The sequence below is a fragment of the Micromonospora musae genome, assembly GCF_003626545.1.
GTDB classification, from domain to species: domain Bacteria; phylum Actinomycetota; class Actinomycetes; order Mycobacteriales; family Micromonosporaceae; genus Micromonospora; species Micromonospora musae.
In genome coordinates this window covers 331,474-353,329 of the sequence record NZ_RAZS01000003.1, presented here as the reverse complement: position 1 = coordinate 353,329, position 21,856 = coordinate 331,474, and the positions used below count along the sequence as shown (strand labels likewise).

At 70.2% G+C, this 21,856-nt stretch carries 17 protein-coding genes; 7 read left to right on the top strand and 10 right to left on the bottom strand.

Translation table 11 applies throughout. The annotated features are described in order from the left end of the window. Positions 1-129 precede the first annotated feature (129 nt). The gene (locus tag D7147_RS09775; RefSeq protein ID WP_120675923.1) at positions 130-435 is read right to left on the bottom strand and encodes a MoaD/ThiS family protein; all 306 of its coding nucleotides are present in this window, start codon (positions 433-435) and stop codon (positions 130-132) included. Then, the gene (locus D7147_RS09770; protein WP_120675922.1) at positions 432-1,547 is read right to left on the bottom strand and encodes a WD40/YVTN/BNR-like repeat-containing protein; all 1,116 of its coding nucleotides are present in this window, start codon (positions 1,545-1,547) and stop codon (positions 432-434) included. Before D7147_RS09770 ends, D7147_RS09775 begins: the two co-directional genes overlap by 4 nt. A gap of 358 nt (positions 1,548-1,905) precedes the next feature. On the opposite strand from D7147_RS09770, the gene D7147_RS09765 reads away from it, so the two are divergent. The 3 genes from D7147_RS09765 to D7147_RS09755 all read left to right on the top strand — a co-directional run bounded on the left by D7147_RS09765 (position 1,906) and on the right by D7147_RS09755 (position 6,750). Continuing rightward, positions 1,906-3,528, top strand: a complete 1,623-nt coding sequence (locus tag D7147_RS09765) for an SLC13 family permease (protein WP_233563056.1) — start codon at positions 1,906-1,908, stop codon at positions 3,526-3,528. Continuing rightward, entirely contained in the window at positions 3,525-4,589 is a 1,065-nt protein-coding gene (locus D7147_RS09760) for a tartrate dehydrogenase (RefSeq protein WP_120675918.1), read from the top strand. The genes D7147_RS09765 and D7147_RS09760 overlap by 4 nt, the downstream gene beginning before the upstream one ends. A gap of 520 nt (positions 4,590-5,109) precedes the next feature. Next, positions 5,110-6,750, top strand: coding sequence for a DUF4127 family protein (locus tag D7147_RS09755; RefSeq protein WP_120675916.1), 1,641 nt, complete (start codon positions 5,110-5,112; stop codon positions 6,748-6,750). A gap of 81 nt (positions 6,751-6,831) precedes the next feature. On the opposite strand, the gene D7147_RS09750 is transcribed toward D7147_RS09755, so the two are convergent. The 5 genes from D7147_RS09750 to D7147_RS09730 form a co-directional block, all read right to left on the bottom strand. Beyond that, positions 6,832-7,236, bottom strand: a complete 405-nt coding sequence (locus D7147_RS09750) for an MmcQ/YjbR family DNA-binding protein (protein ID WP_199734139.1) — start codon at positions 7,234-7,236, stop codon at positions 6,832-6,834. Positions 7,237-7,472: 236 nt separating this feature from the next. Continuing rightward, complete coding sequence (locus tag D7147_RS09745) at positions 7,473-9,719, bottom strand: penicillin acylase family protein (protein WP_120676715.1); 2,247 nt, start codon at positions 9,717-9,719, stop codon at positions 7,473-7,475. Between the two features lie 96 nt (positions 9,720-9,815). Next, positions 9,816-11,753: a M14 family metallopeptidase gene (locus D7147_RS09740; protein ID WP_199734138.1), complete on the bottom strand. Its 1,938-nt coding sequence runs from the start codon at positions 11,751-11,753 to the stop codon at positions 9,816-9,818. 280 nt (positions 11,754-12,033) lie between these two features. Further along, a complete protein-coding gene (locus tag D7147_RS09735) occupies positions 12,034-14,631 on the bottom strand; it encodes a M64 family metallopeptidase (protein WP_158609329.1) in 2,598 nt (865 codons plus the stop codon). A gap of 235 nt (positions 14,632-14,866) precedes the next feature. Continuing rightward, the gene (locus D7147_RS09730; protein WP_120675910.1) at positions 14,867-15,229 is read right to left on the bottom strand and encodes an STAS domain-containing protein; all 363 of its coding nucleotides are present in this window, start codon (positions 15,227-15,229) and stop codon (positions 14,867-14,869) included. Between the two features lie 237 nt (positions 15,230-15,466). Here D7147_RS09730 and D7147_RS09725 point away from each other — a divergent pair, with 237 nt between their 5' ends. Beyond that, positions 15,467-16,222 carry a GAF and ANTAR domain-containing protein gene (locus tag D7147_RS09725; RefSeq protein ID WP_158609328.1) on the top strand — a complete coding sequence of 252 codons (756 nt, stop codon included), beginning with the start codon at positions 15,467-15,469 and terminating at the stop codon, positions 16,220-16,222. 47 nt (positions 16,223-16,269) lie between these two features. On the opposite strand, the gene D7147_RS09720 is transcribed toward D7147_RS09725, so the two are convergent. From D7147_RS09720 to D7147_RS09710, 3 genes are all read right to left on the bottom strand, one after another. Then, entirely contained in the window at positions 16,270-17,088 is an 819-nt protein-coding gene (locus D7147_RS09720; RefSeq protein ID WP_120675906.1) for a TetR/AcrR family transcriptional regulator, read from the bottom strand. 104 nt (positions 17,089-17,192) lie between these two features. Continuing rightward, a complete protein-coding gene (locus tag D7147_RS09715; RefSeq protein WP_120675904.1) occupies positions 17,193-18,197 on the bottom strand; it encodes an SDR family NAD(P)-dependent oxidoreductase in 1,005 nt (334 codons plus the stop codon). 112 nt (positions 18,198-18,309) lie between these two features. Beyond that, on the bottom strand, positions 18,310-19,209 hold the full coding sequence (locus D7147_RS09710; protein WP_233563092.1) for an SDR family oxidoreductase: 900 nt from the start codon (positions 19,207-19,209) through the stop codon (positions 18,310-18,312). Between the two features lie 303 nt (positions 19,210-19,512). Here D7147_RS09710 and D7147_RS09705 point away from each other — a divergent pair, with 303 nt between their 5' ends. The 3 genes from D7147_RS09705 to D7147_RS32640 all read left to right on the top strand — a co-directional run bounded on the left by D7147_RS09705 (position 19,513) and on the right by D7147_RS32640 (position 21,828). Further along, entirely contained in the window at positions 19,513-20,415 is a 903-nt protein-coding gene (locus D7147_RS09705; protein WP_120675900.1) for a LysR family transcriptional regulator, read from the top strand. Between the two features lie 142 nt (positions 20,416-20,557). Continuing rightward, entirely contained in the window at positions 20,558-21,022 is a 465-nt protein-coding gene (locus D7147_RS09700) for a nuclear transport factor 2 family protein (RefSeq protein ID WP_120675898.1), read from the top strand. Between the two features lie 176 nt (positions 21,023-21,198). Continuing rightward, the gene (locus tag D7147_RS32640; protein WP_199734137.1) at positions 21,199-21,828 is read left to right on the top strand and encodes a GNAT family N-acetyltransferase; all 630 of its coding nucleotides are present in this window, start codon (positions 21,199-21,201) and stop codon (positions 21,826-21,828) included. Positions 21,829-21,856 lie beyond the last annotated feature (28 nt).

Sequence of the window (21,856 nt, the reverse complement as noted above, 5' to 3'; positions counted from 1 at the left end):
ATCGAGCGCGCGCCGGGCAACCATCCGATGCGCCCCCGGACCGGCCCGCCGGTCTACCCCCGACCGGCCCGCCGGTCTACCCCCGGCCGGGCCGGGGGCTAACCCCCGGCCCGGGGCGTTCAGCTGGGGCTATCCCCCGGCCATCGCGCCGAGCACGATGAACGGCTCCTCGCCGGCGACGACCCGCTCGGGCAGCGGCGTGTCGGGCGAGGAGTTGGAGAGGTCGTCCTCGCAGGCGTAGAAGCGGACGAACGGTCGGCGCTCGCCGCTGTGCCGGTCCCGGATGGTCCCGAGCAGCATCGGATACCGCGTCTCGAGAGCGTCCAGCACCCGTCGCGGGGTGACCGGACTGTCCTGCCCGGCCACCTCCAGTCTCACCTCTCCGGTGACGTGCGCCAGGGTCTTCAGATGGGCCGGGAGGACCACCCGGATCACGGCAGCACCTGGACTTCCACGGAGAGTACGGGCGGCAGGTCCCGGACGATCGGCGCCCAGCTGTCACCGCCGTCGGCCGAGTGGTAGACCTGACCACCGGAGGTGCCGAAGTAGATCCCGCACGGGTCGAGCGCGTCGACCGCCATCGCGTCACGCAGGACGTTGACGTAGCAGTCGGACTGGGGCAGGCCCCGGGTCAGCGGCTCCCACTCGTCGCCGCCGGTGCGGCTGCGGTAGACGCGCAGCTTCCCCTCCGGCGGGTAGTGCTCGGAGTCGCTCTTGATCGGCACCACGTAGATCGTCTCGGGTTCGTGCGCGTGTACAGCGATCGGGAAGCCGAAGTCCGACGGCAGGTTGCCGCTGACCTCGCGCCAGTTCGCACCGGCGTCGTCGCTCCGCATGACGTCCCAGTGCTTCTGCATGAACAGGGTGTCCGGACGGGACGGGTGCTGGGTGATGTGGTGCACGCAGTGGCCGACCTCGGCGTCGTCGTCGGGAATCTCCCCGGAGCGCAGGCCCTTGTTGATCGGCAGCCAGCTGACGCCACCGTCGTCGCTGCGGAACGCGCCGGCGGCCGAGATGGCGGTGTAGATCCGGCCCTGCTGCGCCGGGTCCAGGATGATCGTGTGCAGGCAGAGGCCGCCCGCGCCGGGCTGCCACGACGGCCCGGTCGGGTGCGTACGCAGGGCGGTGAGCTCCGTCCACTTCGCGCCGCCGTCGGTGGAGAGGTAGAGGGCCGCGTCCTCGGCGCCCGCGTAGACCGTGTCGGGGTCGTCGCGGGACGGCTCCAGGTGCCAGACGCGCTTGAACTCCCACGGGCGCGGGGTTCCGTCGTACCAGAGGTGTTCGCCGACGTCACCGTCGTAGGCGAAGTCGTTGCCGACCGTGGTCCAGCTCCTACCACCGTCGTCCGAACGCTGGATCAACTGCCCGAACCAGCCGCCGGACTGGGAGGCGTAGAGCCGGTCCGGGTCGGCCGGCGATCCGGTGAGGTGGTAGATCTCCCAGCCACCGAAGTGCGGCCCCTCGACCGTCCAGTCGCCGCGTCTGCCATCCGACGTCAGCACGAACGCACCCTTGCGTGTTCCCACCAGCACTCGTACGCCACTCATGCCGATTCCTTCCGCTCGGTTCGGCGGTGGCCTCGGGTGACACCCTCCACGACGCCGAAGACTCATCGGTCGATGTCAGTCGTACCCGGAGGGTACGACGAAACAGCGCCTTCGGGGTGCGACGGCGTGTCGGAGGGCCGGAACAGCGCCTGACCAGCGCGTCAGGCGGGGTGGGCGATCGCCTGCTCCAGGAGGTCGCGTAGCTCGCGCAGCTCTAGTGACACTCGGCGAGGGAACCCGGGTGGACGACGACCCGGCGGAGCCGGTCGGCCCAAGGGGCTTGCGTGAGCCAGGTCACTGGTCGGATCATCGGACGATGGCAGACATCGATGCTGATGGACGTGATTCACGTACGGCGGTGCCGGAGCAGCGACGCGACGGCCAGCCGGACGATCCGGCCCAGGTCGACGTCGACCAGGCACTTCTCGGCGGTGCCACGTACCGGGGCCTCGCCGAGCAGCGCCTCTCCCCCGCCGAGGAACGCTTCGAGAAGCGGCGGCGGACGTCGGGCCTGATCCTCGCGCCCGCACTGGCGTTGATCTTCCTCGCCCTGCCGCTCGACATTCCGCCCAGCCAGCAGACCCTGGCCGGAATCCTGATCGGCGTCATCGCCCTGTGGATCACCGAGGCGGTGCCGATCCCGGTCGGCGGTCTCATCGGCGTCGGCGTGATCGTGCTGATGGGCGTCGCCCCGGCCGGTGACGTGCTGGCGCCGTTCGGCTCGTCGACCGTCTTCACCTTCATCGGCGCGTTCATCCTCGCCCAGGCCATGCTCAAGCACGGCCTGGCGCAACGGTTCGCGTTCCGCGTCCTGTCGCTGCCCGGCGTGGGCAAGACGACCGGCCGGGTGGTCGTCGCCTTCGGCGTCATCACCTGCCTGCTGTCGGCGTTCGTGTCGAACACCGCGACCGTCGCGATGCTGCTCCCCACCGCGCTGGGCATCCTCGCCGTCATCGCCAAGCTGCTGCAGAGCCGCGGCCTGGCCAAGCCCGGCTGGGACCCGACCCGCCTGCGGATCGGCTTCGCGCTGATGCTGATGCTCGCCTACGGAGCCAGCGTCGGCGGCCTGCTCACGCCGGTGGGCACGCCCCCCAACCTGATCGGCCGCGCGCTCATCGAGGAGGCCACCGGCGAGCGGATCTCGTTCGCCGGCTGGATGGCCACGGCGTTCCCGATCTGCCTGGTCATGTTCGTGGCGCTGGCCACCATCCTGCTGCTGCTCAACAAGCCGGAGATCCGCCGGATCGAGGGGGTGGAGGAGTACGTCGCCGCCGAGCGCGCCCGGCTGGGCAAGCTGTCCCGAGCCGAGAAGAACACCCTCATCGCCTTCACCGTGACGGTGACACTCTGGATCTTCCCGGGCGTCGTCGCGCTGATCGCGGGTACCGACTCCAGCGTCTACGAGACGGTCAGCGGCCGGCTCAACGAGGGTGTCGTCGCGGTGCTCGGTGCGTCCCTGCTCTTCCTGCTCCCCACCGGCTGGCGCAACCGGGAGTACACCCTCAACTGGAGCGACGCCGCGCGGATCGACTGGGGCACCATCCTCCTCTTCGGCACCGGCATCATCTTCGGGGCGCTGCTCGACGACACCGGCCTCGCCGCGACCATCGGCAACGCCAGCTCCGACTGGCTCGGCCTGACCAGCGTCTTCGCGATCACCGCGTTCGCCGTGCTGCTGGCGATCGTCATCTCCGAGACGACCAGCAACACCGCCTCGGCGGCGGTCGTCGTACCGATCATCATCCCGGTCGCCGTCGCCGCGGGCGTGGACCCGTTCGTACCCGCCCTCGCGGCCACCTTCGCAGCCTCCTTCGGGTTCATGCTGCCGGTCTCCACACCGCAGAACGCGGTGGTCTACGGCTCCGGGACCGTACCGATCACCCGGATGATCCGATCCGGCGCCTCGTTCGACGTCATCGGGGCGATCGTCATCCTGCTGCTGCTACCCGTGATGCTCAGCCTGACCGGGGTCGGCCGATGAGTCAGCGCATCGCCGTCATCCCCGGCGACGGCATCGGCACCGAGGTCATCTCGGCCACCCGCACCGTGCTCGACGCCGTCTGCCGGCGGCACGCCATCACGCTCGACTACGACGAGTACGACTGGTCGTGCGAGCGTTACCTGCGCACGGGCGCGATGATGCCGGCCGACGGGCTCGACGTGCTCCGGCCGTACGACGCGATCCTGCTCGGCGCGGTCGGCGCGCCCGGCGTACCCGACCACGTCTCGCTGTGGGGCCTGCTGATCCCGATCCGGCGGGCCTTCCGGCAGTACGTCAACCTGCGGCCGGTGCGGGTCTTCGACGGGGTCGACAGCCCGGTACGCGGCGCGCTGCCGGGCGAGGTCGACTTCGTGGTCGTACGCGAGAACGTGGAGGGCGAGTACAGCGAGATCGGCGGCCGGCTCGGCCGCGGCCACCCCGAGGAGATGGCGGTGCAGGAGGCGGTATTCACCCGGGCGGGGGTCAGCCGGATCGCCGACTACGCCTTCGAGCTGGCCCGCACCCGCCGCGGGCACGTCACCTCGGCGACCAAGTCGAACGGCATCGTGCACACCATGCCGTTCTGGGACGAGGTGGTGGCCGAGCGGGCCGCGGCCTTCCCGGACGTGCGATGGCGAAGTGAGCACATCGACGCGCTCGCCGCGAAGTTCGTGCTCCAGCCGGGGAGCTTCGACGTGGTGGTGGCCTCCAACCTCTTCGGCGACATCCTCAGCGACCTGGCCGCGGCGGTGGCCGGCTCGATCGGGATCGCCCCGTCGGCCAACCTCGACCCGACCCGGAGCTATCCGTCGATGTTCGAACCGGTCCACGGGTCCGCGCCGGACATCGCCGGCAAGGGGGTGGCCAACCCGCTCGGCGCGGTGTGGTCGGCGGCCCTGATGCTCGACCATCTCGGCCATACTCCGGCCGCGCAGGACCTGGTAGCCGCCATGGAGGCGACGCTGCGGGAACCGGGCACCCGGACCCGCGACCTCGGTGGCACCGCCGACACTCGGACGGTGACCGTCGCGCTCCTCGACCGGCTGGGGCCGGTCTCATGAGGCTCGCCCGAGCGAGCCGAGGCCAGGCGACGGTCCGGCGAGGCGGAGGATCCCTCGGCGCCTGAGCCAACTGAGGCCCCGATGAGGATCGCTCCTCGCCGGCTCTTGACATTGCTCCGGTGAACCGAGCAGCATCCCAACGCAACCCGCGTGCTAATACGTATTAGCCAGCAGGAGGATGCCCCGCCGTGCCGAGCGCACCACGTCGTGTCAGAGCACACGTCACCGTGCGCTCGTCCGGATGGACCGGTCGACCGTGGACGCCACCGGGACCACTCCACGCCGGCCGGCAGACCGCCTGGCCCGGTCTCACGCTCGTGGCGCGACCCGCCGCGCTGAGACCGGTTCCGGCAACGGCCGAGGGGCCGCACCACACCAGGAAGCAGGTCGGCGCGGCCCTCCGGGGCCGTCGCGCACGCGGTCCTGATCGGCGAGGACCGACGCTTCCCTGTGGTGAGTCACGCACGGCTCGTGCTGGCACGTCTCCGCACGGCGGGCGATCCAGAGAAGAGGACGAGACATGAGAAGACGTGCCCTGCTCGCCGCCGGTGTGGCCGGCGTGACCACCGCAGCCATCGGCCGACCCGCGTCGGCCGGGCCCGGTAGGCGGCAGCGAACGGTGGCCCTGGTGCCGCTGGACGACCGGCCGGTCAACACCTACTGCCCGGAGATGACCGCGGCGAGCGCAGGTGCCCAGGTGCGCCTGCCGCCCCGGGACCTGCTCGGTCGCTTCTTCGTCCCCGGCGACGGCGCTGCCGTCGCCCGCTGGCTCACCGCCGTCGAGGGGGTCGACGGATACGTCGTCTCGGTCAGCATGCTCGCCTACGGCGGCCTGATCGCCTCCCGCACCGCCGGCCCGACCCTGGCCTCCGCCCTGGAGAACGTGGGCGCCATCCGCACGCTGCGCTCGACCCGGCCGGACGCCGTGATCGAGGTGCACGACACGATCCAGCGGCTGGCCATCACCAGCACCGGCACCGACCTGGACAACTACCGGACGCTTCTGGTCGATTGGGCGAAACTCTACGACCAGGTGGTCAACCTCGGGCAGGAGGAGCTGCGGGCCCGACTCGACGCCGTCCGGGCCCAGATCCCGGACCAGGTCGTCGAGGACTACTTGGCCGCGCGGGCTCGTAACCACCAGGTCAACCGGTTGATGGTCGAGTGGGTCGCGGACGGGACCATCACCCACCTCGTGCTCTCCGAGGACGACACCGCACCGGTCGGCCTGGCTCGGGCTGAGCGGGTCGAGCTGGAGGCCCTGGTGGAGCAGCTGGACGTGGGCGATCGGGTGGAGATCTTCCCCGGCGCCGACGAGGTCGACGCGCTGCTGGTCGCCCGGGTGCTCGCCGCCGGGACGGCGCCCACCTACCGGGTCCAGTACGCCGGCGTCTCGGGTGAGGAGTGGACCGCGCAGCTCGAGGGCATCCCGTTCGCGGAGAACATCCGGCGGCATGTGACCGCGGTGGGCGGGCGGGTCGTGACGGGCGACGCGGACATCGTGCTCGCCGTCAACACCCCCTCGGCGGCGGCCACACAACGGGCCGCCGACCTGGACGCCTTCGTCGACTCGATCGGCGGCCTGCTCTCCGCCGGGACCCCGGTGATCGTGGTGGACCCGCTGATCGTGAACAAGGCGGACCACGAACTGGTCACCCGGATGGAGGCCCGACTGGACCTCGCGGCGCTGCTGTCGTACTCGGGGTGGAACACCGGTGGCAACGCGCTCGGCCTGGCCCTCGGCCACGGCACCGCCCGGTGGGCCTACCTGCGCTCCTCGGGCAGTGGCTACGGCGTACCGGAGATGCGGGGGCCGGGGCTGGCGCACGCCGAGTACCTGCTCTACCGGTTCGTCAAGGACGACCCGTGGAAGAACGTGGTGCAGGTCGAGGCGTACGCGCACGCACGGGCACAGGGCTGGGACCCACTCGCCCTCACCGCCGAGCAGAAGACCTACTTCGACGGCTGGGTGCGCGAGCGGTTGGTCCCGCTGACCGAGCGCTACTTCGCCGACCACTTCGCCGGGCACCGCGTCGTGCTCGGCCGGCGCGGCAAGCGGGTGTTCACCGGGACCCTGGCCTGCTTCGAGTCGGCCCGGGTCGAACTTCCGTGGGACCGGCTCTTCGAGGTGATCCTGGAGCCTCGGCTGCGGCTGTCGTGACCGGACGCCGGACGCGTCGGCGCGGCCGTCGACGCGTCCGGTTCGCCCGGTGCGACCCGGAGGGGGCCTCGGCCCGAGGAGCTACTGCTCGGCGCCGAGCGACGAGCTCAACGAACCGGCGTCATCGTCGAGGTCGCCGGCGATCTCCCCCGGCGCCCGCATCCGCCACGCGTCGGTGACCAGTTCGCTGAGACGCTCGACCGTCACCTGGTCCAGCCGGAGCATGACCAGCGGCAGGCCGTCGTAGGCGGGGGTGGTGAAGAAGCGCTCCGGCTCGCCGAGCAGGAGGGCCTGCTTCTCCGCCTCGTCGCCGACGTAGAGCACCGCGATGTCGCCGCGGATCAGGCGCGGCTTGCCCGGTCGCGGCTCGGGATAGGACCAGACGAAGCCCTTGTCGGCGACCCGGAAGTCGAAGCCCGCGCTGTCGATCTCGACGACGTGGGGCAGCGCGAGAGCCAGGTGACGTACGTCTTCGGCGTCAGCCACGGAGGTCTCGCTCGGATGTCCGCTCCCGCATCGGCACAGGCTAGCGCCCGGCGGTGACATCCGGCGCGCGATCGCGCGGGCCGGGCCGCCCCGACCGCCCGATTCCGGTCGGCTGCAGGCGACGACGCCGAGGCGCGTACCGGCCGGTCGGTCGGCTGCGCCTCGGCGTCGGCGGGCTGTTCGCGATGGGGCCGGCGAACCGTCTCTCGCGCGGTCGCCGGCCCCGCCGCCGGTGGTCAGCTACCCGGGCGGTAGACCCGCTCGATGTGGCCCTTGAGGTCCTGCGGATAGAAGTAGACCGGTCGCAGGTCGCCGCTCGCGTAACGGTCGACCTGGTCGTCGAAGTGCGGCGATTCGGGGTGGCCGCTCGCGCCGCCGGCCGTCACCGCCCAGGCGCGCAGCCTCCGCCCGAACTCCACCACGGCGACGAAGCTGTTGCCGCTGGTGCCGTAGTAGCGCTTCGTGCCCGGGTAGCGCCGCGCGCCGAACGAGGCGAGGGAGCCCCACTGCGCGGAGGTGAAGGGCACCGGGAAGCTCGGCTTGGTGTCGTCGAAGGTCTGGGTGATCGCGCCGTCGTTGCGCTGGAAGCGGTTGATCTGCCCCCAGGGCACCTGCCAGCTGCCGAAGTCCTGCGTGAGCCGCGCCGCGGCCTCCGCGAGCGCGGTGAGCCGCTGCGCGTCGGTGGCCCGCTCGGCCAGGTAGTCCCACATCGACAGGCCCGCGTCCCGGGCGGCCTGGGACAGCGGGGCCCAGAGCGCCTCGCCCCAGAACACGGCCAGCGACGTCGCCGTCGACTGGGCGCCCCACCGGTAGTCCCAGCGGCGAAGCAGGTCGATCGGCTCGGCGAGGTCCGTCTTCTGCTGATCGCCCTCGGGCAGCTTGTCCCAGGCGTCGACGAGCTGCGGCACGAGCCGGGCGAAGGCGGTGAGGTAGGTGTCGAAGGCCGCCTCGATCAGGCTCTGCGGGGTGAAGCGGCGTTGCGCGGTCAGCACCCGGATCGCCTGCGGCCCGCGCGGGTTCTCGCCGGCCTGGTCGAAGTAGCGCGGGTAGTCCTCCGGCTTCGGGCTGTACGGCCCGGCGGCCGTCCACGGCCAGTTGTTCGTGTTGAACGCCCAGCCGTTTCTCGGGTTCACCGCCTGCGGCAGGCTCTTGAGGCTGTGCAGTCCGCGCCAGTCGGTGGCCGGGTCGCTGCCGTCGACGGGCTTGCGGTAGTCGAAGCGGTCGTTGCGTACCGGCATGAACTGCGGCACCAGGAAGGCGATCTCGCCCTTCGAGTCGGCGAAGAGCGTGTTGTTCGAGCTGTTCGCCTTGTAGCCGGCCACCTGCATGAAGTCCGCGTAGTCGCGGGTCTTGGTGCGCAGGAAGCTCTGCAGCAGCGCCTCCACGGGCTTGTTCATCAACGCGAACGCGATCCACTTGCCGTCCGCCTCACGCACGATCGGCCCGTGGTGGGTGGCGAGGGTGGTGAAGGTGCGCTTCGCCCGCCCGCCGTCGGTCGTGCGGTACGACAGCGTGATGGTCTTCTTCGTGACCGGTCGCAGCGCGTCACCGTAGCGGTAGTAGTGGCGGCCGTCGGCCTTGGTCACGATCGTCTCGGCGAACTCGTCGACGTTGTCGACGCCGCTGGAGGTGTGCATCCAGCCGGTGTTCTCGTTGAAGCCCTGGTAGATGAAGAACTGCCCCCAGGTGGCGGCGCCGTAGGCGTCGAGCCCCTCATCGCTGGTCACGTGCTGCTCGGAGCGGAAGAAGAAGCTGGTGTGCGGGTTGATCAGGAGCAGCGCGTGGCCGTCGCGGGTGTGACTCGGTGCGATGGCCATGCCGTTGGATCCGGAGGGCTCGCGGAAGACCAGTCCGAGCTCCTCGTCGGTCATCTCGACCGACCGGTTGTCGTAGAAGGCTTCGAGCTGGCTGAGCGGAACCCGCTCGATGTCGCCGCCGATGCTGCCCTCGGAGAAGCTCAGCGGCATCCACGGCTCGAAGCGGGTGATCACGCGTGGCCGCACCTCGGGGTGCGTCGCGAGGTAGTAGTTCAGCCCGTCGGCCCAGGCCTGCATGAGCTTGCGCAGCCAGGCCGGGCTGTCCGCATAGTACCGCTTCAGCACGCCCGGGTCGATGAAGAGCCGCTGGCGCAGGTCCTGCCAGATCGCGCTCTCGCCCTCGGACTCGGCGAGGCGGCCGAGGCTCACCAGGTAGTTGCGTTCGATCCGGTTGAAGTCGTCCTCGGCCTGGGCGTAGATCATCCCGAAGACCGCGTCGGCGTCGGTCCTGCCCACCACGTGCGGGATGCCCCAGTCGTCGCGGGTGATCGTCACGCGCGCCGCCTGCTTACGCCAGCGGGCCAGGTCGGACGTGTTCTGTTTGGGGGCGGCGACGGCGCCGCCGGACGGCAGGCCCGTCGCTACGGCCGCGGCTGCGGCGGCCAGTCCGGCTGCTCCGCCCAGCACCCGGCGTCGGCTGAGCCTTCCGTTCTGCACGTCGTTCATGAGCTGGTTCACTTTCTCCGTTCCGGGGGGTTGTGCACGGTTGTGGGCAGGGAGGTGGGCGTCGCCGCGGGGGCGGGCGACGCCCACCTCACGAGTTCAGCCCAGGCGTACGGAGGCCGAGTCCAGACCGCCTCGGACGCTTACCGCGTTCACCGTGACCGTGTCGCTGTCGGCCTTGGCGACGCGGAGGCGGACCTTCTGGTCGTCACCGCCGTCGAGGTAGAACTGCGGGGCGTCGCCGACCCGGCGGGCGCCCTCGACCGTGATGGTGTCCGGCGCGACGATCTTGATTTCCTTCGCCTGCTCCAGGGCCGTCGGGATGCGGCCGGTGTTCTTCACCGTCGCCGTGATCTCGTGCGTGGCCCCGTCGCTCTGCGCGCCCTTGAGCTTCTTGACCTGGACCCGGGTGAGGTCGAGCTGCGGCAGCGACTGGGTCAGGTAGAGGTTGAACCGGGCCTGGTTGGCGGCCCACTCGCCGATCAGGTCGTCTGACGGGTTCTGCGACCAGAACTTCGGGTTGATGCCGCCCACCTCGACAGCCCCGAGCGTCGGGTGCTGCGCCTTCGTCCAGGGCAGGAAGCACTTCGTCTTGCCGTTCTCGGCGCACCACCGCGACCGCTCCCAGTCGGCGTACCGGCCGTCCTTGTCGTAGTCGGTGAAGTCGCCGCCGTTCCAGATCTCGTCGCCGTACCAGACCGCGCCGTACTGGAAGTAGCCGAAGTCGGGGCCGTGTCCGAAGAGCGCCTCCGGCTCACCGCCGTTGCGGGTGGCGTAGTCGATGTAGACGCTGCCGGCGTTGCGGTATCCGGTGAACGAGACGCCGGCCTTGTCGAAGTGCTCGTAGAGCTTGCGGTCGGGCGTGTACATGCACTCGACCGGGTCGCAGGTCGACGGGCCGCGCAGGTGCATCGGCACGCGGGTGTCCATGCTGTTCACCGCGGCGATGTTGGTGTGTGACATCAGCCAGGTGTAGACGTGCTTGGTCTCCGGCTCCGAGAGCGGGTACTCACCGGCGCCGCCCTGGGTCAGGTTGCGGCCCGTCGCGTCGTCCTCGGCCATCGGGTGCCAGTTGTAGGGGTAGTTGCGGTGCAGGTCCAGGCCGCCGACGCCGTCTTCGTTGAGGCGGCCGTCGCCGTCGTTGTCGACGCCCTCGGAGAACATGAGGTAGTCGCCGTTGCCGGCGCCGACGCTCAGCATCGCGTTTCCGGCCGGGTCGCGCGCGTCGACGACGTGGGTGCCCTTGCCGATGCCGACGTACTGGCGCATCTGGCTCAGGTAGCCGTCGTCGTTGATGTCCTCGCCCGAGTCGTCGTCACGCTTGCCGTCACCGTCGTTGTCGTACGGGCGGACGGTCGACCGGTTGGTCTGGGCGGTGTAGAGATACATGTCGTGGCCGTCGGGGTTGTTGACCGGACGGATGTAGACGGTCTTGTCGTCGAGCATCTTGTCGACGGTCCGGTCCTTGCCGGCCTTCGTGATGAGGTGGTGCGCCAGCCACAGCGAACTCTCGGCCGAGGAGGTCTCCCCGGAGTGCCGGTTGCCCTCGAAGTACGCGGCCGGCTTGTCGGTGTCCCGCCCGGTGGACTTGTCGGTGATGGTCAGCTGGTAGATCGGTTGACCGCTGTAGCTCTCTCCGACGATGTACAGGTCGACGATGTCGGGGCGCTCGTGGGCCCACTTCTTCAGCCACCACTGGATCTCGATGCCGGTGTGGAAGTGGTCGAAGTCCATCTGGCCCGGGTTCGTCGGCTGCACCTGGTCGTACTCGACGACCTTGAAGGTGCTCTCCCCGTCGCGTTGGCCGGCGATCGTGATGGTGGGGGTCGTCGGGGTGACGCTGCCGGGGAACGGCCCCGGGTCCTGCGCCTGCTGGAGGCCGACGGTGAAGGTGGGGGTGGCGGAGAGAGCGGCGTCGTCGAGCGAAGCGCCTCCGCCGGCACCCCAGAGCGGTGCCGTCCCGACGGCGAGGACACCCGCTGTCAGGACCGCCAACATGGCTGTCGGGCGCTTCTTCTTCGACGCGTGCGCGGGCACGACGTCGTGGTGGTCGGATTCCGGCTGATCAGACGAGCGGGGTGAAACTTCGGAGCCCAAGGCAAATCTCCCGGTGTCACGTCGGTTGCCCGTCGCCGACAGGCAGGGCAATTACTCTGCGTAATTGGGTGGCCACCCTGTGGGTACTCGAGTTGAGATCACCGTAATCGGCTGCACCATCGATGTAAATATCTAAATGCCTTTCGGTCCTTACGGCACGGCCGGTGGCGGGCCGGCTGTCACCGACCCGCCACCTGCTCCGCCGAGCCGTGTGCGCGCACTACAGAGCCGCGCAGTCACCACCCTTGGCGCCGTTGACCGTGTTGGGCGCGCCGAAGTCCTTGACCGCCGCGCTGTTGCCGGCGCAGCTCAGCGCTCCGTTGATCCGGCTACCGACCAGGACGGGCCCGTAGGCGCCGGCCAGCCGGGTGTACCGCTCGTTCGCGGTCACCTGGACGTTCTGCGCCAGGCTCACCGCACCGTTGAAGGTGCTACCGGCGATCGTCACGTCCCGGGTGGTGCCGGCGATCTGCGTCGAGCCGTTGACCTTGCTGCCGAAGATCTGCACCGCCTGCGCGCCGGTCGCCGCCAACGTGCCGGTGATCGTGCTGTCGCTGACCACCAGCGAAGCGCCGGGCCGCACCGAGACCGCACCGACCACCTGGGCGTTCTTCAGGCAGGTCACGCCCTCGCTGGCCACGACGCGGAACTGCGTGCCGGTCAGCGTCCTCGTGCAGTCGGGCGAGGAGCCCGGCAGCACGGTGGCCCGGTAGGAGCTCGGTTCGCCGACGTTGCCGGCCGGGTCGATGGCCCGGTGCTCGACGAGGTGCGTGCCGAACCCCGGCACGAACCCACCGCCGGGGTGGTCGTCCGGCAGCGTCTGCTCGAACGCGGCCTTCGACAGGCCGCCGGTACCGAGGTTGCCGTAGGTCAGCGCCTTGACATCGGTGCCGGAGTGGCGGAACTGGAACGGCGACTCGGGCATCGGCTTCTCGGGGAAGCCGAAGTAGTTGTACCAGCCGTCCTTGTCCAGCCGGAGCTGACCGACGACGTAACGCTGCTCGGCGTAGCCGCTCTGGTCGTCCCGCGGATCCAGGCGCATGTCCCACCCGTTGAAGTAGACCGGGTGCTCCAGGTTGCCGGCGAGCCGGGTCAGCGGCTGCGACAGCGTGCGGGGCGCCGTCGGGCGGGCGTTGTCGACGGTCCACTCGACCTGGTCGGAGACGCCACCCGGGTCGGCCGGGTCGGTCACCGTCGCGGTCAGCTTGTGGGTACCCGGGGCGAGCTTCAACGCTCCGAGGTCGAGGTTGCGGCTGTTGTGCGGGTTCGCCACCGGCTTGCCGTTCAGCGACCAGGCCACGTCGAGGATTCGGTCGTCGGGGTGGTTGGTCCGCACGTACACGACCTCGTCACCGGCGACCGGCTGGCTGTTCATGGTGTGGCTGGTGATGGTGGCGGCGGGCGACGACGGCGTCACCTTGGTCTCCCCCACCGTCCACTGCCGCGTCTGCACGAACCGCGGACCGTTGTAGCCGGAGTTCGTGGCCGTGTTGCCGGTGGACGGGTTGCGTACCCAGTCGGTGCCCTCCGGCCCCACCGGGTCGCGCACCTCGACGTGCACCACGGTCCCGGCCGGCAGGTTGAGCGAGCCGAGGTCGAGGTTGGGGCTGTTCTTCGTGTCGAGCACGGTGCCCTCCGGGCCGCCCACGCGCCAGGTCACCTGCAGCTCGTGGTAGCGCGGCTGACCCGGCTCGACCCACAGCACGGCGTCGGAGGCGACGGTGCCGGTCGGCGTGTTCCGCACGTTCATCTGCCCGGAGTTACGCATACCGGTCACCCGCGCGACCATGTGCTCCAGGCCGATCTGGTCGAAGTCGAACCCGATCCAGCGCATCATCGAGTGCTCGCTGGGCCGGCGCTGCCCGCACGGGTAGCTGCCGCCCCCCTCGTGCAGCCCGATCGTGCCGCCGGAGAGGCTCTCCTCGCCGACCCAGCGCCACCACTTGTGCTGGTCCTCGACCATCTTCTGCGGGTCGGTGTAGGTGCTGTGGTGGAAGCTGTTCGGCTCGCCGCCGGTGTAGCAGGGGCGGACCACGTCACGGGAGGAGTACGGGTACTCGTCGGCGAGCGTGCCGAGCGAGTGGCCGATCTCGTGCAGCGAGATCAGCGGGCCCTGTGGGGAACCGCCCGAGGTCGTCGCGTTGGTGCCGCCGATCCCGCCGTACGTGAACGTGTTGAAGATCGCCAGCGTCTGCACGTTCTGCGAGGTGCGCGGAATGCCCAGCACCGGCGCCACGTAGTTGTCGAGGATCCGGTTGTGCGCCTGGTTGCCGGTCTCACAGGGGTTGACCCCGGCCGGGTAGTAGGCGGCGAAGTCCTGACAGTTCTCCGGCGCGCCGCCGTAGACGGTGCCCCGCGACAGCGGGTCGGCGCAGCCGTTCTGGTAGATCATCCGCAACGCGGTGTTCTTGGCGTTGATCGGACCCTCGCGCTCACCGGTGTCCCGGATCGTGCCGTCCGCATGGCGCACCCGACCGTCCGGATCGCACCGTACGCCGTAGTCGATCGAGGCGATCTCCACCGCGTACACGTTGATGTAGTCGCGGTAGGTGCGGAACGGCTCCGTGGCCCACATCACGGCCAGGTTGCGGTCCACGTCCTGGAGGAAGAGCTGCTGCTGGTCCCACTGGTAGCCGTCACCCATGATGATCAGATTCAGCCGCTCGGCCGCCGGGCCGGTGACCTGGATCGGGTGCACCTTCGGGTTCGGCAGCGGCATCGGCGGATCATCCGCCGGAGCGCCGCTCGCCGGGCCGACCCCGGTCAGCAGGCTGGCCACCAAGGCCACCGCCGCCAGGGTCGCAACCTTGAATCTCACGAACTCCCACCTCACCTTCATCAGCCGGCATCACTCTCCGGCCACCAGAAGCTAGTGCGGGGTCCGCTCAGGAATCACCAGACAGCTGATGGAACTTCCGCAGCCATCGGCCGTTCAGCCGACGGGCCAAGGGGCCGAGGAGCCGACGTCACAGGTTTAGGTTGATCAACTTTGGGAATGTCTTCGGTACGGGTGGAGAACTCGCGCAGAGCACGGACCGGGAACGAAAGGCAGGTCACTCGATGATGAACTCGTCGCTGAGGCCGACCAGGCTCAGAACGGTGACAGTGATCCGGGACGGCCTGCGCACCACCAGCCCGCAACCCCTCGTGGCCGCCCGCTCGCGTACGGTCAGCAGCGCGGTGATTCCGGCGGCGCTGAAGAAGCTCACTCCGCTCAGGTCGAGCACCAGCACCGGCGGCGGCACACCGCTTAGAACCGTCATCGTGAAGTCGACAAGCAGCTCCACGGTGGCCATGTCGAGTGGTCCCCGGACCTCGACCACCGAATCCGGGCCCTCCGTGGTGAGCACGACGGAGAGAACAGATTCGTCGGTGGCGAGCGGCGGTGCCGGATGCGGCACCTGATGAACGGACATGAGTCTGCTCCTCGGTGAGGATCTCCGGACCGGGTCGATGCCCCACCACCTGCGGTGGGCGGCACTGGTCCTGGGCTCATGTCCGAACCCACGTCGACCTTAGCCGGGAATCACCCGATCCGCACCCTGCCCAGCCCAGAGCTTGGGCCCCCTTGGCAACGAGACGCACCGCCGGCGCCCCCGAGAGGGACGAGCCAGGACGGTCACCCACCTTCGGTACACCTTCAGGAGGTAGCGATGATGTCCGAAGCCACCGAGTCGCACCTGGCCCCCGCGTACGGCCGGCTGCTGACCCTGCTCGCCGACTCACCTCATGTCGACGTCTTCCTCGACCAGGTCGTGCGGGTCGCGGTGGAGGTCGTCACCCCCGCGGTCGGCTGCGGAATGACCGTGCGCCGCGACGGTCCGGCCTTCACCGTCGCCGCCAGCAACGACCTCGCCGCGCGGGCCGACGAGATCCAGTACGGCGCCGACGAGGGCCCCTGCCTGCACGCTCTGCACAGCGGAGGAATCGTCGAGGTCCCCGACCTGCGCCGGGACGACCGCTGGCCACGCTACCGCGAACACGCCCTCGAGCTCGGCATCGCCTGCTCCCTGTCGCTGCCGGTGACCATCGACGGCGAGACCGTGGGTGCGTTGAACCTCTACGCCACCGAGCCCACCGCGTTCGCCGCCAAGGCCCGCCGGCAGGCGGTGGCCTTCGCCGAGCAGAGCACGGCGGCGCTGACCGTCATCCTCCGTCAGGCCGAGCAGGCTCTCGTTCATCAACAACTCACCGACGCGATGGCCTCGCGCAGTGTGATCGACCAGGCGCTCGGGGTGGTGATGGGTCAACAGCGGTGCACCGCAACCGAGGCCTTCGCGTTGCTCCGGCAGGCGTCGCAGCACCGCAACCGCAAACTGCGTGACGTCGCCGCGGAGATCATCACGCAGGTCACCGGCAAGACGCCGCAGCCGGCCTCCGAGTTCGTGGTCGCCCGCCGCGACGACTGACCACGGCAGCGCGCCCACGCCGACGGTCTTCGGTCGGCCTCGCCTCGTTACGGCAGCACGCCGTCGAGCAGGCGGGCCAGACCGAACTCGAACCACCGCTCCAGTTCCCGGTCCGGGTCCGCCGGGACGGCCCCGGCGGCGGCCAGCCAGGGGCGCTCGGCGGTACGCCCGGTGCGCTCCAGCCGAGCGAAGGTACGGGTCGACCAACTCCCCCACGCCGCGCCGCCGGCGTCGCGCTCCGCGCGTTCGGCCACGTGCAGCAGCGCCATGCCCTGCACGAAGCCACTCAACGCGAGATAGCCGGCGAACGCGTCGGGCGGGTCGTACCCGACGCCGGTGAGCACGTCCACCGCGCCGTCGACCAGCGCCAGCACCGCCGGGCCGGTCGGCGGCCGGGTCTTCGCGAGGACGGCCAGCAGCCACGGATGCCGCCGGTACAGCGACCACTCCGCGCGGGCGAGCCGTTCGAGGCGTTCACGCGGCGTCCGGCCCGCTCCGTCGCCGGCCCGTTCGGTGCCGAGCACCTGCTCGGCCATCGCGGCGAGCAGGTCGTCGCGGTTGCGTACCCACCGATAGACCGCGTCAGTGCTGAGCCCCGCGTGGTGGGACACGGCGCGCATCGACACGGCGTCGAGACCGTCGGCGTCGGCCAGTCGCACCGCGACGCGGACCAACTCGTCCCGGGTGACGGCACGGTCGCCGCCGCGGGCCGCCGGCCGTCGCCGTGCCGGCGCGGTGCGGCCCCGATCCTGGCGGCGGCGGTACGCCCGGGCCTGGCAGCCGCGTGAACAGTAGCGCCGGGGCCGCCCCCGGCCGGCACTCGGGGGCAGCCCCACCCCACACTCGACGCATCGTGGTCCGTCCACCCCGGCACCATCTCTTCGTCCCGCAACCGCTGTGCCGAACGTACTCCCCGGCCGGTCGGACGGTCAGCCTCGGAGAGCCCGCGCTGTCCTGGGTGACGCCGAGACTATTGGATCTCGCTGTTGGTCAGCTGTTCGCTCAGGTCCCACAGGCGGTCGGCGAGCTGCGCGTCGACGGCGTAGGACATCACGCCGACGGCCGTCTCCACCCGACCCGTCATCACGTCTATGGATTCGTCGTGCGAGGTGAGCAGCGGGGAGATCTCGTTGTTCTCGCAGTAGACGCCGCCCATCCCGTCGAGCTGCGGGGCGGTGGCGCACCAGACGATGGTGGATGCCCCCTGTTCGACGGTCTTGCGACCCGACTCCGGGTCGACGACGCGGTTGCCGTACTCGTCGACGAGGTTGTTCGTTCGCAGGTACTCCGGCGTGGTCCACGGGCTGAGGTTCGTGCCGATGATGAGACCCGGGTGCAGGGAGAAGCCGCGGATGTCGTCGGCCTCGCCGCGCCGGTCGAGCCCGACCGCGAAGAGGATGTTCGCGGTCTTCGACTGGCCGTAGGCCAGCCAGCCGTCGTACTCGCGGCGTTCGAAGTTCGGGTCGTCGAAGACCACGGGCGAGAGGTTGTGCGCCCATGCCGAGACCGAGACCACCCGCGCGCCCCCGGCCCGGTGCAGGGCGGGCCAGAGCCGGGTGGTGAGCTGGAAGTGTCCGAGATGGTTCGTGGCGAACTGCGCTTCGTAGCCGCGGGCGTCCCGGGTCAGCGGCACGTTCTGGATGCCCGCGCTGTTGACCAGGATGTGCAGCGGCCGTCCGGTCGCGAGGAACCTGTCGGCGAACACGTCGATCGAAGTGGAATCCATCAGGTCCAACTGTTCGACCTCGACGCCGTCGATGCCGGCGAGCAGGTCCCGGGCGCGGTCCGGGGAGCGGACCGGGACGACCACGGTGGCGCCGGCAGCGCGCAGCGCACGGGTGGTCTCCAGGCCGAGGCCGGAGTGGCCGCCCGTGACGATCGCGGTCCGGCCCGAGAGGTCGATCCCCTTGATGACGTCGGCAGTCGTGGCGGCTGCGCCGAAGCCGGAGCCGATCGGAGATTGTGGAGTGGGCATGTCAGATCCTCCTGAAGAAGAAGAGGTGTTGCGGGGCTGACTGGCGTCCCGTTTCGGGGGCGTCGCCGTGACGGCGGGGTCGACGCCTCGTTCAGGGTGGGCGGGTGCCGCGTCACGACACGTTCGTCGAGCGGCTGACCGCCTCCCAGGTGACCATGTCGGCCAGCAGGGACTCGTGGTGGGCGCGCAGCGCGTCGACCGCGTCGCCGCCGAGCACGAGGCGCAGCGGCGGGTTCTCGGCGTCGAGCACCTCGATGATGGCGGCCGCGGCCTTCGCCGGGTCGCCCGGTTCGATGCCGGCGATCCCCGCGACCATCTGCCGGAGACCTCCCGAGCTCGCCTGGTAGGCCGGGTTCTCAGGGGCCAGGAGCATGTTGTTGGTGATATTGGTGCGGAACATGCCGGGCTCCACCAGCAGCACCCGAACGCCGAGGGGCGCCAGTTCGCTCGACAGCGCCTCACTGAAAGCCTCGAGCGCGTGCTTCGCGGCGTCGTAGGCCCCCAGCCCCGGGTAGGTCATCCGACCGCCCAGCGAGCTCATCTGCACGATCGTCCCGCTGCCCTGCTCGCGCATCAACGGAACGATGGCCTTGGTGACCTCCGCGGCGCCGAAGAAGTTGACCTCCATCAAGGAGCGCAGCTGCTCCATCGACGTCTCCTCGACGGCGCCGATCATGGTGAAACCGGCGTTGTTCACCAGGACGTCGATGCGACCGAACACGGCCATCGTCGCCTTCGCCGCGGCCTGGACCGACGCCGGGTCCGTGACGTCCAGCGCCGTTGTGCTGAGCCGGTCACCGCCGGTCTCCGCGAGGTCGGCGAGCACCTCCGGACGGCGCGCGGTGGCCATCACCCGATCGCCGGCGGCCAGCGCGGCGAGCGCGACCTCCCGACCGAACCCGCTCGAACAGCCGGTGATCAACCAGACGCGATCCTGCGTTCCGTTCGTCATTTCCGTGCCTTTCAATGGGGTGTTTGCCGAAATCAATAGTGGTTCTGGCGCACCGAACACGTCCAACACCTATCGCCTGTCGTGGTGGCAGGATTTTCCTGTGACCCTGGCTCTTCGGCAGCTGAGGTATTTCGCCCAGGAATCCATTCCCAGACGTGCCGCCGAACCATTCCGGGCCACCGGTTCGAAGACCAGAGTCTTCGTCGGCGAGCCGGTACGGGTCGTCCCGTCCGAAGTGCGTCCGCTCTCCGCCCGGCGGGGCTCCCCACTGCGCTTCGTGTCCTCGTCGGCAGGAGCAATGCTGCTCGCGGGCAGTCCGGCGCGGCCAACACCGGTTACCTGTCACGGCGGTAGTCTCGGCCTGTGAACCCTGATCTTCGGCAGCTCCGCTACTTCGTCGCCGTCGCCGAGGAGTCGAGCTTCACCCGGGCCGCCAGCCGGCTGATGATCACGCAACAATCGCTCTCTCAGCAGATCAACGCGCTGGAACGGATTCTCGGCGCGAAACTTTTCCACCGGGACAGCAGAGGCACCACCCTGAGCGATACCGGGTCGCTTTTCCTACCCGAGGCACGCGCGGTTCTGGACCGCGCCGACGAGGCCGTCGCCGTGGTCCGGCGGGCCGTACGGGGCGAGACTGGTCGGCTCCGCCTCGCGTTCCTCGCCACGACCGCGAACCACCTGCTGCCGCCGGTGGTCCGGGCCGCCCGGGAACACCTCCCCGGCCTGGAGCTGATCACCGAGGAGACCAGCATCGCCCCATTGGTCGAAGGCGTGCTCAGCGGCGAGTTCGACCTCGCGTTCACCCGACCCCCGCAGGTCCCGGGCCTGGCCGCACGGACCATCGTCACCGAACAGGTGTGCGTCGTCCTGCCCGAAGGGCACCCACTCGCCGACCGCACCGAGCTGACCCTCGCCGAGCTGGCCGGCGAACGGTGGGTGATGACCCCGCGCAGCTCCTGGGAGCCCTGGCACCGGACCTTCGACGAGAACTTCCGCGCCGCCGGGTTCAGCCCGGAGATCGTCGCCCGCGACGCCAGCGTGCAGGGGCTGCTCGGCCTCGTCGCGGCCGGCGTCGGGATCACCCGGCTCGGCTGGTCGGCGCACAACCTGCGCCGTACCGGTGTGGTGTTCGTACCGCTCGCCGGCGAGGTCACGCCGACCGAGATGATCTGGCGGCCCGACAACACCTCGCCCGCCCTGCGCCGGGTCATCGACGTGGTGACCGAGCTGGCCGCCGCGACCGACCTCACCACCACCGGCTGACGAACCCGCCGGGACCAGGGGCCCACAGGCCACGGCTGCCGCCGTGCCAGGTAATCGATGTTGGCCTGCCCGAAGCTGCCGGGCCAGTATCGTCCCTGGCTGTGCGCAAGGAGCCGCCATCCCACTGACCTGAGGAAGCACCATGAGCAATCCCACGACGTTCGCTGATCAGCTCGCCGATCGACTGGCGATCCGCGAACTGGTCGACTCCTACGCCCACCTGGCGGACCGACGCGACGCCCAGGGGCAGGCGGCGCTCTTCACCGACGACGCCCGGGTGGCGGTGTACGACGGCGAGCCCGACCTGACCGAACCGGCGCAGGTCCTCACGGGTCGGAACGACCTGGCCACCGCCTTCGGCTCGCTGCGGAACTACGACAAGACGACCCACTTCAACGGTCAGAGCAGCGTGACCCTCGACGGGGACCGCGCCACCGGCGAGACGTACTGTCTCGCGCACCACCTCTGGACCGAGGAGGGGCAGCGCACCCTCATGGTCATGTCGATCCGCTACCACGACACCTTCGTCCGGCAGGGCGGTCGGTGGCTCTTCGCCGAGCGTCGGCTCATTACCGACTGGGTCGACCGTCGCCCCTCGGCCAACTGACGGTCTCCGGGTCGGTCCAGGCCCCTTCGCACGACGCCTGCGGCGGATCCCGGTAGGCACCCGTCGGCGAAGCCGGCACCTTTTCGTCACCGCATCCGCTGTGACGAAAGCACTCCCCGTCACGGCACCCGAGCGGACAGCCTCGGAGTTGACCACCCGCGATCCGAGGAGCGCCCGTGTCCCCTGCTTTCGCCGTACGCGCACGCCGCGCCGTACCCGCCGAGTTCGATGCCCTCCTGCCCGCCTACCTCGCGGTCTTCGCGGACGAGGCCGTGCTGTCCTGGGTGATTCCGGACCCGGTGGAGCGGGCCGCGAGTGCCGTGCCCCTGGTGCGCGAAGTGCTGCACGCCGCGGTCGGCGCCAACCAGGTCATCGTCGCGGAGCTCGCTGACGGCTCCCTCGGCGGGATGTCACTGTGGCTGCCACCAGTCGACGACGTGACGCGTCGGCGTCCGGCCCCGCCACCGGCGCCCGCCGGGCACGTCGACGGTCTCATCGCGCACCGGTTCGCGGCGGTCAGTGAACTGGTGGCGGCGCACCGGCCCGCCGAGCCTCACCTCTACCTCGCGTCGATCGGCGTCCGAGCGGACCTGCGCGGCCGTGGCGTCGGTGGCGTGCTGCTCGCTGCGGGCCTGCGGGTGGCGGACGCCGAGAACCTGCCGACCTACCTGGAAGCGTCGACCGAACGCAGCCGTCAGCTCTACCTACGCCACGGCTTCGGCGACCACGACCGGCCAGTGGTGCTGCCGGACGGCGGACCGGTCCTGTGGCCGATGCGGCGGCCGGCGTCGTCCGACCGAGCGTGACGCCGGAACAACTTCGCCGAGCTGCGAC